Raw genomic sequence first — 13,646 nt, 5'->3', positions numbered from 1 at the left:
CGGCCCGGAGAACCGAGCCGGGCGCGGCACAGCACAAGCATCGGGTAGTGATTTTCGTCACAAAAGTTATGGCCGAATTCCGCTGCCCAAATGAATGTTTTTCACATCACACCATGTCATAGCCCAATACCGCCCCGGGTAATCCTGGGACCTTTCATAACCTCGGCGCGCCGATCGGATCGGTCTTCGCTAAGGTCCGTTCTGCACGCTCGGGTCATGGTTCACGCATTTGAAGCATCGCTTCTGGCTCCATAGCCAGAGCGGATGATGATCGACCAGAGAGTGAACTCGCCGCCGCATGACCCCGACACGCCGTTCCGCACGTCGCACTCAGCACCCCCGAGCACGCAATCTCCTGTTCCCGCAACTGCTTACCGCCGCGGTCGACACGGCGTTCGACGCGGCGGCTGTCCGGTACAATCCCACCGGCGAACCTGCCGATCAGCGTGAGCTCAGCTACCGGGAACTGGACGAGATGTCCTCGCGCTGGGCCCGCTACCTGATCGGGTTCGGCGTGGGGCCGGGAGACTTCGTCGCGGTGGCCGTCACCCGCTCGATCGAGTCGGTGCTCGCGGTGTGGGCGGTCGCGAAGACCGGCGCCGCCTACGTGCCCGTCGATCCCGCTTATCCGGCGGACCGGATCGCGTACATGCTCGCCGACTGCGGCGCGTGCATCGGCCTGACCACCTCGGCGCATCGCGCGACGCTCACCGCGCCCGGCATGACGTGGATCGAACTCGATGCCGAAACCCACCTGCGGAAAGCCGCCGCCGAACCCGGTCATGCGGTCTGCTACCTGGACCGGATCCGTCCCCTCACCGAGCAGCACCTCGCCTACCTGATCTACACCTCCGGCTCGACGGGCAAGCCGAAAGGCGTCGCGGTCACCCACGCCGGTCTGGCCGGGCTGGTCGAACACGAGATAGCCGCCCGCGCCGTGACCCGGGCATCGCGAGTCTCGCATCTGTGCAGCCCGAGCTTCGACTTCTCGGTGATCGAGATGCTGCTGGCCTTCTCGGCGGGCGCGACGCTGGTCGTGGCCCCGCCCACGGTGTTCGGCGGCGTCGAACTGGCGGATCTGCTGCGGCGCGAGCGGGTGACGCATCTGTGCATCACCCCGGGAGCACTGGAATCGATCGAACCGGCGGGGCTGGACGACCTGCGCGCCATTCTGTGCGGCGGGGAGCGCGTCGGACCCGAACTGGCCGCGCGGTGGGCGACCGGCGGCCGGTCCTTCTACATCGTCTACGGCCCGACCGAGACCACCATCTTCGCCACCGGCACCGAAGCGCTGGGTGCAGGCGGCGCGACCCATATCGGCACTCCGGTACCGGGCCTGGGCGTGCATGTGCTGGACAGCCGGCTGCGCATGGTGCCCACCGGCGTGATCGGCGAGCTGTATCTGTCCGGACCGGCGCTGGCGCAGGGCTACCTCGGACGCCCCGCGACGACCGCCGACAGGTTCGTCGCCAATCCGTTCGCCGCCTCGCCCGGCTCCCGTATGTATCGCACCGGCGATCTGGTGCGACGGAATGCGGCGGGACTCCTCGAACACCACGGAAGGGTGGACTTCCAGGTCAAGATCCGCGGACTGCGGATCGAGCTGGGCGAGATCGACAACGCGTTGACCGCCCACCCTGACGTCGACTATGCCGCGACCCTCGGCGCCACCCTGCCGTCCGGCAACACCGTGCTGGTCTCCTACGTACTACCGCGAGCGGAGGCCGCTCCCGACGGCCGTGGCCGGGTGGCGCTCGACACCGCCGAACTCTCCGATCTCCTCGCGAAAACCCTTCCGGCATATATGGTTCCGGCCGCGATCACGGTGCTCGACGAACTACCGCTCACGCCCGTCGGCAAGCTGGATCGGGCCGCGCTACCGGAGCCGGTGCTCACTACCCGGCAGTTCCGTGCGCCCGCGACGCCGACCGAGCAGGTGGTCGCCGACGTCTTCGCCGCCCTGCTCCTCCCGCCGGGTGGATCCGGCGCCGCCCGGGTCGGCGCGCACGACGATTTCTTCGAACTGGGTGGCAATTCGCTGCTCGCGACGCAAGCTGCGGCGCGCATCGGCGCCGCGCTCGGCGTCCGCGTTCCGGTCACGCTGCTGTTCGAGTTCTCGGTGGTGGCGAGACTGGCCGAACGCCTGAACGAACTCGGCCGAGCCGCCCATCCGGCGCCGCGACCGATGGCGCGACCGGAGCGGGTGCCGCTGTCCTACGCTCAGCGACGGATGTGGTTCCTGAATCGCTTCGATCCGGCCGGAGCGAGCAACAACATCCCCCTGGCGGTGCGGTTGAGCGGACAGTTGGACGTGGACGCGCTGCGGGCGGCGATCCGGGACCTGGTCGAGCGGCACGAGGTGCTGCGCACCAGCTATCCGGAGTACGACGGGGCGGGCACCCAGCGCGTGCACGCCATATCGGAGCCGGGCGCGGTACCCGAACTGACGGTGCTCGACGTCGGTGAAGCCGAGATACTCGAACGCACGGTGGCCGCGGTGGTCGACGGCTTCGACGTCACCGCCGCCCCGCCGATCCGGCTGCGTCTGCTCCGCTCGAGCGAGACCGAGCACGTGCTGGTCGGCGTGGTCCATCACATCGCCGCCGACGGTTCCTCGATGGGCCCGTTGACCGCCGACCTGATGAGTGCCTACTCGGCGCGGGCCGCGGGCCGCGCTCCGGATTGGCAGCCGCTGCCCGTGCAGTACGCGGACTACACGCTGTGGCAGCGGGAAACGCTCGGCGCGGAGAGCGACCCGGATTCGACCCTCGCCCGCCAGATCGGCTTCTGGCGAGAGCGGCTGGCGGACCTGCCCGAACGACTGGACCTGCCCGCCGACCGGCCGCGCCCCTCGGTGTTCTCCGGTCGCGGCGCCACGCACGAATTCAAGATCGACGCGACGGTGCACGCCGCGCTGCGCCGCCTGGCGCACCGCCACGACGCGACGCTGTTCATGGTGGCGCACGCCGCCTACGCGGTGCTGCTGGCCCGGCTGTCGAACACCCGCGACATCACCGTGGGCGCGCCGGTGGCCGGTCGCGGCGAGGCCACGGTGGACGGCCTGATCGGCATGTTCGTCAACACGCTGGCGCTGCGCACCGACATCGACCCCGGCCACACCTTCGCCGAGTTGCTCGAACAGGTGCGCGGCCGGGACATCGAGGCGTTCGGTCATGCCGACGTGCCGTTCGAGCGCCTGGTGGAGGTGCTGGACCCGGTGCGGTCGAGCGCGCATCACCCGCTGTTCCAGACCATGCTGACCTTCCAGAACTTCGCACCCGCGGCGCTGGAACTGCCCGGACTGCGTGTTTCGCCGGTGGATTTCGCGCTGCCGCTGGCGAAATTCGATCTCGAGCTGACCATGGTGCCGCACGAGGACGAGCGGACGCCGCTGGGCATCTCGGCGGCGTTCACCTATTCCGCCGACCTGTTCGACGAGGCCACGGTGGCGGCCTTCGCCCGGCGGCTGTGCGCGATCCTCGCGGCCGTCGCGGATTCGGCGGATCGGGTGATCGGGGAGATCGACCTGCTCGATGCCGTGGAGCGCGCCGCGATCCTGGCCGGATGGAACGACACCGGGCACCCGGTCGCCGCGGGCCTGGTGCTCGACGGGTACCGGCGGGCGGTGGCCCGGTATCCGGACGAGATCGCGGTCGTCCACGCGGACACCCGGCTGACCTACCGTGAGTTCGACCAGCGGGTGAACCGGATTGCCCGCGTGCTCGCCGACCACGGCGTCGGCGCCGAAACCGTGGTGGCGCTGGCGGTCCGGCGATCGCTGGACCTGGTGGTCGGCATGTACGCGATTCTCACCGCCGGTGGCGCGTACCTGCCGCTGGACCCCGATCACCCGGCCGAGCGGATCGCGCACGTGCTAGAACTCGCCCGGCCGGTCTGCGTGCTCACCAGGTCCGCCGACGCGATCCCGCTGCCCGACCAGGTCGCCGTCCTGTCTCTGGACGACCTGCGCGAGCATCAACGCTCGGGCGCTGCCATCGGCCCCGGCGAACTGTCGCGGCCGGTGCGGCCGCAGCACCCCGCCTATGTGATCTTCACATCCGGTTCGACCGGACGTCCGAAGGGCGTGGTGGTCTCGCACGCCGCGATCGACAACCAGATCGAGTGGATGCTGCACCGGTATCCCATGGGTCCGCACGACGTGTACCTGCAGAAGACCGCGGCCACCTTCGACGTCTCCTTGTGGGGCTACCTGATGCCGCTGCGCGCCGGCGCGAAACTCGTGCTCGCCGACCACGACGGGCACCGGGACGCGGCCTACCTCGCCGACACCATCGCCACCCACGGTGTCACGGTCACCGATTTCGTGCCATCGATGCTGACCGAGTTCGCCGCACACGCGACGGCGAAAAGCCTTGCGACACTGCGGGATCTGTTCGTCATCGGGGAAGTGCTCGCGCCGGAGACCGTCCGGGCGGTCCGCGCGGTCACCGGCGCGCGGGTGCACAATCTGTACGGCCCCACCGAGGCGGCGGTCTCGGTGACGTACTGGCCCGCCGACACGGGTGACGGCGTGACGGTGCCGATCGGCCTGCCGCAGTGGAACACCCAGGTGTACGTACTCGATTCGCGCCTGCGGCCGGTTCCGGCCGGGGTGCCGGGCGAGCTGTACCTGGCCGGGGACCAACTCGCCCGCGGTTACGTGCGGCAGGCGGCGCTCACCGCCGGTCGTTTCGTCGCCAACCCGTTCGACCGCGGGACGCGGATGTACCGCACCGGCGACCTGGCGGTCTGGCGTGCGCCCCGCGCGGACGAGCCGCAGCGCCTGGACTACCTCGGGCGCACCGACTTCCAGGTCAAATTCCGTGGCCAGCGCATCGAACTCGGTGAGATCGAGACCGCACTGCTGGCCCGGCCGTCGGTGAGCCAGGCGGTCGCGGCGGTGGTGCCCTCGCCGTCGGGCGACCGGCTGACCGCCTATGTGGTCGCGCGACCCGGGCAGGTCGTCGATCGCGGCGAACTGCTGGCCGGGATGTCGGCGGTCCTGCCCGCCTACATGATCCCGTCCGCGCTGGTGGAACTGACCGCGCTGCCGCTGAACGCGAGCGGGAAACTCGATCGCACGGCGCTGCCCGAGCCCGAGCTCGAGACCAGGGCGTTCCGGGCGGCGCGCACTCCCGGCGAACAAGCCGTCGCGCGGGTGTTCGCCGAGCTGCTCGGCGTCGAGCGAGTGGGCATCGATGACGACTTCTTCGCGCTCGGCGGCAATTCACTGCTGGCGACCAGGGCCGTCGCGCGGGTGAACGAGGCGCTCGGATCGCGGGTCACCGTGCGGGACCTGTTCGAGGCTCCCGTGGTGTGCGCACTCGCCGCGAAGGCGGCCGCCGGTGGGGCCTGCGCCGCTCGCGCACCCCTGACGCGATCGCCGCGGCCGGACCGGATTCCGCTGTCGCTCGCGCAGCAGCGGATGTGGTTGCTCAACCGGCTCGAACCGGACTCGCCCGCCTACAACATGCCCTTCGCCGTCCGGCTGATCGGCGCTCTCGACCTGCCCGCGCTGGGTGACGCGATCGCCGACGTGATCGAACGGCACGAGGTGCTGCGCACCCGATACCCGGTCGACGCCGACGGGCAGCCGTATCAAGAGGTCCTTCCGACCGGCGCGGTCCTTCCCGACGGCATCGCGATCGAGCACGGCGGCACCGATGTCGCGGCCATGGTGGCGGCGCTGATGTCCGCGGGCTTCGACGTGACCGCGGCCGCGCCCGTGCGGCTGCGACTGTTCACCTCGGGCGCGGACCACCTGCTCGTCATCGTGACCCACCACATCGCCGCGGACGGGTCCTCGCTCGCGCCGCTGGCCCGCGACCTGGCCACCGCCTACGCGGCCCGGCTCGGCGGCGGCACGCCCGGCTGGTCGCCCCTGCCGGTGCAGTACGCCGATTACGCGATCTGGCAGCATGCCACGATCGGCTCCGATGACGACGCGAATTCCGTCGCGGCGCACCAGCTCTCGTATTGGCGCGGGCAGCTGGCTGGGCTCGCCGGACCGCTGGAACTGCCTACCGACCGCCCGCGGCCGCCGGTGGCCTCGGCCCGCGGCGCGTCGACCGGCTGCACGATCCCGGCGCGGGTCACCGAGCGGCTGACCGAGATCGCGCGCGAGCACAACGCGACGCTGTTCATGGTGGTGCACGCGGCGCTCGCCACCCTGATCGGGCGACTGTGCGGCGGCACGGACGTCGTCATCGGAACCCCGGTGGCCGGGCGCGGCGAACGTGCGCTGGACGAACTGGTCGGGATGTTCGTCAACACGTTGGCGCTGCGCGTCGACGTCGAGCCCGCCATGACGTTCCACGATCTCGTCGAACAATCCCGGGCGGCGGCTCTCTCGGCCTTCGCCAACGCGGATGTTCCCTTCGAGCGAGTGGTCGAGGAGGCAGACCCCGCACGGACGGGAGCGCGCGCCTCGCTGTTCCCGGTGATGCTGTCGTTCCAGAACCTCGAGCAGCCCGCCTTGGAGTTGCCGGGCCTGACGGTGACCGCCGTCGACAACGGCGCGATCACGGCCAAATTCGACCTGCACGTGGTCGTCGAGCCACGGGTGTGCGGCGACGGCCGGACGGAAGCGGCGGTCACCTTCACCTACGCCACCGACCTGTTCGACGAGTCGACCGTCCGCGCCTTCGCTCGCCGCTTCGAGCGCATCGTGTCCGCGGTCGCCGACGATCCCTCGGCGCGCGTATGGGATATCGACATCCTCGACGAGAGCGAACGCCGCCCGGCGGTCTCGCGCTCGTCCGAGCCGCTGCTCGCGGTCGCCCCCACGACGACCCTGCCCGAGCTGATCGCCGAGCGGGCTCGGCGCAGGCCGGAGGCGGAGGCCGTCCGGTTCGGCGCCGCCACGCTGAGTTTCGGCGCGTTGCACCGGCAGGCCAATCGCGTCGCCCGCACGCTGATCGCGGCCGGGGCCGGACCGGAAACCGTTGTCGCCGTGGCGATCCCGCGCACCGAGGAACTCCCGGTCGCCCTGCTCGGCGTGCTGGCCGCCGGCGCCGCGTACCTGCCCGTCGACCTGAGCTATCCGGCGCAGCGGCTGGCCTTCGTGCTCGCCGACGCGGCGCCGGTGTGCGTGCTGACCACCGCCGCCGAGCGGTCCGCTCTCCCGGACACCGCACTGCCCACCGTCCTGCTCGAGCAGGCGGCGGAGTTCTCCGACGATCCGATCACCGACGCCGACCGCCTCGCGCCGCTGCTGCCGGACAACCTCGCCTACGTCATCTACACCTCCGGGTCGACGGGCGTGCCGAAGGGCGTCGGCGTGACGCACCGCAACGCGGTCCGGCTGTTCGCCGAGGCGCAGCCGCTGTTCGAATTCGGCGAGCGCGACGTCTGGACCTTGTTCCACTCCTTCGCGTTCGACTTCTCGGTGTGGGAGCTGTGGTGCGCGCTGGTGACCGGCGGCACCGTCGTCGTGGTCGACTACGCCACCTCGCGCTCCCCGGAACTATTGCGCGAGTTGCTGATTCGCGAGCGCGTGACGGTGCTGAACCAGACGCCGTCGGCGTTCTGCCAACTGATCGACGCCGATCTGGACGCCACGGCCGGATCCGGTGAGTTCGCGCTGCGGTACGTGATCTTCGGCGGTGAGGCGCTGGATCTGCGACAGCTGCGACGCTGGCGCGAGCGTCATCCGGGACCCGCGCCGCGCCTGGTCAACATGTACGGCATCACGGAGACCACCGTGCACGTCTCCTTCCTCGACGTCGGCGCGGATCTGATGGACAGTCCGGCGAGCCTGATCGGCCGCGCGCTGCCAGGGCTGGACACCCATGTGCTGGACATCCGCTTACGCCCGGCGCCGGCCGGGACTCCCGGCGAGATCTATGTCGCAGGCGATCAGCTCGCCCGCGGCTACACGGGACGGCCGGGACTCACCGCGACGCGCTTCGTGGCGAATCCGTTCGGGCCGCCGGGCGCACGGATGTACCGCTCGGGTGACCTCGCGCGCTGGGGCCGTTTCGGCGGCGAGGCCGGGCTCGCCTACGCCGGTCGCGGCGACCAGCAGGTGCAGTTGCGCGGATTCCGGATCGAACTCGGGGAGATCGAATCGGCGCTGGTGCGGTGCTCCGGCGTGCGTCAGGCCGTCGCGCTGGTCCGCACCGATCCCACGCTCGGTGACCAGCTCGTCGGCTACGTCCTGCCTGAGCCGGGTGCGCGGCCGGACCCGGCCCGGGTGCGCGAGCAGGTGGCCGAATACCTGACCGGCTACATGGTGCCCGCCGCGATCGTCGTGATCGACGCCGTGCCGTTGACACCCAACGGCAAGCTCGACAAGCGAGCGCTGCCCGCGCCGGTGTTCCGCGCGCGCGAGTTCCGCGCCCCCGTCACTCCCGTGGAAGCGACCGTCGCCGCCGCCTTCGCCGCGGTGCTCGGCGCCGAACGCTTCGGCATGGACGACAACTTCTTCGAACAGGGCGGCAACTCCCTGCTCGCCGCGAAGCTGACCGTTCGGCTGTCGTCCGCGCTCGGCACGCGGATTCCGGTGATGCGGGTGTTCACCGCGCCCACCCCCGCGGAACTGGTCGCCGACCTGGCGCGGCGGGCGAGCGGCGAAGTCGAGACCGAGGCGGCCTTCGACCCGCTGCTGCCGCTGCGACCGGGCGGTTCGGCCGCGCCGCTGTTCTGCGTGCATCCTGTGTCGGGAATCTCCTGGTCGTATGCGGGCCTCGCCGCCTACCTCGACCCGCAACGGCCGCTCTACGGCCTGCAGACTCCGGTGCTGGCGAACGACGAGGTGATGCCGGATTCGATCGAGGAATGGGCCCGCCGCTACATCGAGCTGATCCGCGCGAAACAACCGACGGGTCCTTATCACCTGCTCGGTTGGTCCTTCGGGGGCGTCATCGCGCACGAGATGGCGGTCCAGCTGCAACGCGACGGCGAGCAGGTCGCGCTGCTCGCGGTGATGGACAGCTATATGGTCGATCCGCCCGGCACGCCGCCGGGGGACGCGGGCCAGGTCCCGGTGGCCGAATTGATCGGTGGCCTGCTGGGTGAGCAGGCCGGCGACCTCGGCAATGTCGCGGATGTCGACTGGGCCGCGCTGCCGGAGAGGATGGCCGAACTACCGGAGCCGTTCGCGTCGTTCGGCTCCGACCGCGTCACCCGGATCCTCGACGCGGCCGTGCACTCCGTCGAGCTGCGCGGCGCCTACGATCCGCCGGTGTACCGGGGCGACGTCATCTACTTCACCGCCGCGCTCGACGATCCGACCGGTTGTGCCGGTGCGTCGCTCTGGAGTGAGATCGTCGACGGACGCGTGCACAATCACCCGGTGCCGACGACGCACTGGCGGATGACCGTGGCATCCGGTCTGGCCGAGATCGCCGCGGTGCTGACCCGCGCCTGGCAGGCGGGAGAGCCGGACGGGCCGGAGCCGGTCAGCCGGTGAACCAGCGGCGCAGTCTGCCCTCGGCCGCGGCGGCCTTCTCCCTGGCCAGTTCCGCCGACGGCGCGGTGAACGGCGCGACCGGCGCGGGACCGGAGAGGAAATCGGCCTCCACTTTGCCGACCAGCCCGCCGCCGAACTCGATGTGGCAGGTGCCCCGCCCGCGGTAGCGTTCCGGTGGAGCGAGGCCGTGCAACCGGGCCTCGATGCCCGCGGCGACCGTGCCCGCGGCGTCCTCGGCGAACACACCCGCCCGTGGGACCGGTGCGTCGGCGCAGTCACCGAGGGCGTAGACACCCGGATACGGCGTCTCGAGGGTGTGCGGGTCGACGGCGATCCAGCCGTCGGTCCCGCCCTCGGTGAGCCCCGATGCCGCGATGACCGCGGGCGCCCGGTGCTTCGGGATTCCGATGAACAGGTCGTAGGGCACGTCGCCGGTCGAGGTGAGCGCCATCTGCCGGGCCGGGTCGAGCCCGTGCACCGGACGCCCCGGCGCGTACGCGATGCCACGCCCGGCCAGCGCTTCGACGATCGCGGCGGACGTGTCCGCCGACACCGGGATCGGTGCGTCCATCGGGGTGAGGAATCGCATGTCGGTGCGGCTCCTGACCCCGCGCCGGGCGAGCGTCTCGTGCAGGAGCATCGCGCCTTCGTACGGCGCGGGCGGGCACTTGAACGGAACACCGAGCACCGCGAGGACCACGGCCCCGCCGTCGAAGCGCGCGAGGCGTTCGCGCAACCGGAGGGCGCCCTCGATCGAGTAGTACTCGTAGCCGTCTTCGGCGAAGCCTGGGGTCGCGCCGGGATCGTAGTCGGCGCCCAGCGCGACGACGAGGATGTCGGGGTCGTAGACGGCCTGATCGGTGCGGACCCGGCGGGTCTTCGGGTCGATCTCGGTGACCTCTTCCTGCCGGAATTCGACGCGCGGATGCGTGAAACGGGAGTACGGCACCCGGGCGGTCTCCGGCGACAGATCACGGAACAAAATGTCCAGTTTTGCGAAGCCGAAGGTGAACGAATCGTTCCGGTCGATGACGACGACACGCAAATCGTCGGCCGGCGAATCCGACAGACGGGTCGCCAGCTCCAGCCCTCCGAACCCCGCACCGAGAATGAGTACGGTTCGCATACGCCGATTCTTCTCCTGGTGACGCCGCCGAGTCGAGCGCTCGCGCGCTCGCGGGCGACCGAGGTCGCCGCGACGTCCCGCGCCGTGGCCGGAGTGCTCTGCATTCGGTGACCTTCGGCCATCATCTGCGCCCGCGCCGCGCGCGATGCTGGAAGGACCAAGCGACTCGAATGAGCATCCCGCATGACAGAATTACGCCCCCTCGATTCGGGCTTCATGGAACTAGAGGACGCCGACCGGCACATCAGTCTCGGCATCGGCGCCGTCGCGATCGTCGCCGGCGCCCCGCCGAGCCGGGCGGAGTTGAGCGCCCTGGTGGCACGGGGTGCGCAGCGGAACGCGCGCCTGCGCCAGAAGGTGCGTCGCGCGCCGCTGGACCTGACCGCGCCGGTGTGGGAGGACGACCCGGATTTCGATGTCGCGCACCACATCCGGTGGACCGCGCTGCCGACGCCGGGCGACGAGACCGCGCTGTGCGAACTGGTGGCCACGGAGCTGGAGGAGCGACTCGATCGCGATCATCCGCTGTGGCAGTGCGTCGTCGTCGAACACCTCGCGGGTGACCGGTGGGCACTGCTGGTCAAAGCGCATCACAGTCTGGTGGACGGCGTATCCGGGATCTCGGTGTTCCAGAGCCTCTGCGATGCCGTGACCGGGGAGCCGCGAGACACCGCCGAGCCGAAGGGGCAGCGTACCGGGGTGCGCTGGCCGGATCTGGTTCGCGGACTGTCGCGTCTGCCGGTCGCCGTGCCCCGTTCGGCGGCCGCCATGACGCGGGGCCTGGCTCCGCTGCTGTCCGCCATCGTGTCCCCCACCGTCGAGTGCTCCCTCAACGGCCCCATCGGACGCCAGCGCCGGTATGTCGTGGCCCGCGCCGCTCTGCCGGAGGTCCATGAGATCGGCGCGGCGTTCGGCGTCACGGTCAACGATGTCGTCCTGGCCGCGGTCGCCGCCGCTTATCGTGACCTGCTGATCGGCCGCGGCGAACGGCTGTCGCCGGACAAACTGCGTGTGCTCGTCCCGGTCTCGATGCGATCCGAACAGGCGAAATACACGCTGGACAACCGCGTTTCGGCGGTACTGCCGTTCCTGCCGATCGAAATCGCAGACCCGGTGGAGCGGCTGAGGGCGATCCGGGAGCGGATGAACCGGCACAAGTCGGGCGGCGAAGCGCAAGCGGAGGATTCGGTGCTCGCGTTGGCGGGTCTGCTGCCGTTCGCGCCCCTGGCCTGGACTCTCCGTCTGCTGGCGCGAATCCCGCAACGGACGGTCGGCGCGCTGGTGACGAATGTGCCCGGTCCGAAGGAAGAGCTGACCGTCCGTGGGCGGGTGGTCTCGGAACTGCTGCCCGCCATGCCGATCGCGATGCGGTTGCGCACCGCGATCGCCGTCCTCAGCTACGCGGGCCACCTGACCTTCGGCATCACCGGAGATTACGACACCGCGCCCGACATCGCCGTGCTCGCCGAAGGCATCGAGCAGGAGATCCGTCGATTGTGGGAGCGTGCGAGGCTCCGGCGGCCGTCCCGGCCGGAGGTGACCCGACCGTGACGCGCCCTTCCGGCGCGATTTCCCTGTCGCCGGGGTCGGCCGTGCGAAGAGGACGGATCGGGGACTTTCTGCCCTGTCCGGCAGGGGGACTCGGTGATGGTATGGGAGGCCGTGGTGGCGAGTGAAGACCGGAAAGCGAGGTCGTTGCCAGTGGATGCACGCGCGACGCGCCCCGGCGCGAGATCATGATCGCCTCGAACGGCCGTGTCACCGACAGCGGCGCGCAGGGCCGCACGATGGTCGAGATCGACCGCGAGGAGGCGCTGCGGTTGCTGGCCGGCGTCGCCTACGGACGCGTGGTGTACACCCGCGACGCGCTGCCCGCGATCCGTCCGGTCAACCATTTCGTCGACGGCGGTGTGGTCATCGTGCGAACCCGGGTCACTTCGCGGCTCACCGACACCGTCCGTGCCGATCCCTCGGTCGTCGTGGCCTACGAGGCCGACGACATCGACGCGGTGACTCATGCGGGCTGGTCGGTCGTGGTGACCGGTCTCGCCCGGACGGTGACCGATCCGGAACGAATCGCCCGCTATACGCGGCTGCTTCGCCCGTGGGCCGACGGGGTCATGGACACCGTCATCGCCATCGAACCCACGATCGTGACGGGAGTCAGGCTGGTCGGCGAGCAGGACTAGCCTGTTCCGCTCCGGCGGTGCCGCGAAAGGCGGCGGTCGGACGGACGGGGGAACGAACCGACTGGGCGGCAAGAGATCGCGCGGCGGGAAGCCGCAGGCCAATTTACCGAACGCTGCTAGCGAGAATTCTTTGCGGAGCCGTATCCGGTGGACTCGTACGCGGCTTCGCCACCGCCCGGTTCCGTTGCGGGCAAATTATCTTCGGCGTTGTGCCGGTGCGAGTCCGGCGCGGAAGTCGCGTGATTGCTCCGGCATGAGCACCGGTCGCCGACGCCTGCCCGGTCGGCCGTCGCCGCCGCGTGAATCCACGGCCTGACCGGGGCGATGTGTACCGGTCGGCGCTCATCGACGGGCCGCTCGCGGGCGAGTGGAAACAGTCGCATGCCCGGGACTTCCACCGACGAGCCCTCCTTCTGCGCCGACGGTCTTCGGTGCGAGTGATACCACGAAAGGCGATCGGCGGACCGATATGAGTGCACTGCCGAACGGAACTATGTATTGTCGGCTATCAACCGCTATGGCGGATTTGGACGTGGCGGAATAGGGATCGGGTGCGAGTGATGGTACCCATAGGTAATTGGGTAAAGCGACATATATTGGCAATAAGCGCTGGATTGCCAGATTATTGCTAGAAGTGCATATGGGCAATTTTCTACCGATTTCAGGCGTGTGTGGAGAGGGTTTGCGGTCCGCTCGAGGCCGTCTGGGCTGTCGTAGCCGTCCCGGCTTGATTGCGGCCCTGACCCGGCATGTACTATGCCCGATCGCAGGTGTCTGTCTCTGGTTACTTTGCTCGGAGCCAGGCTCTTCTCGGAGGAAGCCGCGTAGGGCCTGTGGTGCCTTCGGAGGTGTGCGCGGGTTCGCATTGCTCCGAATCGGGATTCGAAACACCCGGCTTCCGTGCGGGGTCGAGAGGTTT

At 70.0% G+C, this 13,646-nt stretch carries 4 protein-coding genes; 3 read left to right on the top strand and 1 reads right to left on the bottom strand.

The annotated features are described in order from the left end of the window. Nucleotides 1–298: 298 nt before the first annotated feature. Nucleotides 299–9,412, top strand: a complete 9,114-nt coding sequence (locus NB3_RS08005) for a non-ribosomal peptide synthetase (protein ID WP_067798887.1) — start codon at nt 299–301, stop codon at nt 9,410–9,412. Here NB3_RS08005 and NB3_RS08000 read toward each other — a convergent pair. Then, nucleotides 9,402–10,538, bottom strand: a complete 1,137-nt coding sequence (locus NB3_RS08000; protein ID WP_067798884.1) for an NAD(P)/FAD-dependent oxidoreductase — start codon at nt 10,536–10,538, stop codon at nt 9,402–9,404. The genes NB3_RS08005 and NB3_RS08000 overlap by 11 nt on opposite strands. 183 nt (nt 10,539–10,721) lie before the next feature. On the opposite strand from NB3_RS08000, the gene NB3_RS07995 reads away from it, so the two are divergent. Both NB3_RS07995 and NB3_RS07990 read left to right on the top strand, forming a co-directional pair. Beyond that, the gene (locus NB3_RS07995) at nt 10,722–12,089 is read left to right on the top strand and encodes a wax ester/triacylglycerol synthase family O-acyltransferase (RefSeq protein ID WP_067798882.1); all 1,368 of its coding nucleotides are present in this window, start codon (nt 10,722–10,724) and stop codon (nt 12,087–12,089) included. A 185-nt stretch (nt 12,090–12,274) separates the two neighbouring features. Beyond that, nucleotides 12,275–12,727, top strand: a complete 453-nt coding sequence (locus tag NB3_RS07990; protein ID WP_067798879.1) for a pyridoxamine 5'-phosphate oxidase family protein — start codon at nt 12,275–12,277, stop codon at nt 12,725–12,727. The last annotated feature ends 919 nt before the right edge of the window (nt 12,728–13,646 follow it).

Source organism: Nocardia beijingensis NBRC 16342 (assembly GCF_001612785.1).
Classification (GTDB): domain Bacteria; phylum Actinomycetota; class Actinomycetes; order Mycobacteriales; family Mycobacteriaceae; genus Nocardia; species Nocardia beijingensis.
This window is presented reverse-complemented; position numbering and strand designations above follow the sequence as displayed.

What these genes read in the sequence shown, in the direction of transcription:
- NB3_RS07995 (WP_067798882.1), top strand. Translation starts at nt 10,722, where the DNA reads ATGACAGAATTACGCCCCCTCGATTCGGGCTTCATGGAACTAGAGGAC.
- NB3_RS07990 (WP_067798879.1), top strand. Translation starts at nt 12,275, where the DNA reads ATGATCGCCTCGAACGGCCGTGTCACCGACAGCGGCGCGCAGGGCCGC.
- NB3_RS08005 (WP_067798887.1), top strand. Translation starts at nt 299, where the DNA reads ATGACCCCGACACGCCGTTCCGCACGTCGCACTCAGCACCCCCGAGCA.
- NB3_RS08000 (WP_067798884.1), bottom strand. Translation starts at nt 10,538, where the DNA reads ATGCGAACCGTACTCATTCTCGGTGCGGGGTTCGGAGGGCTGGAGCTG.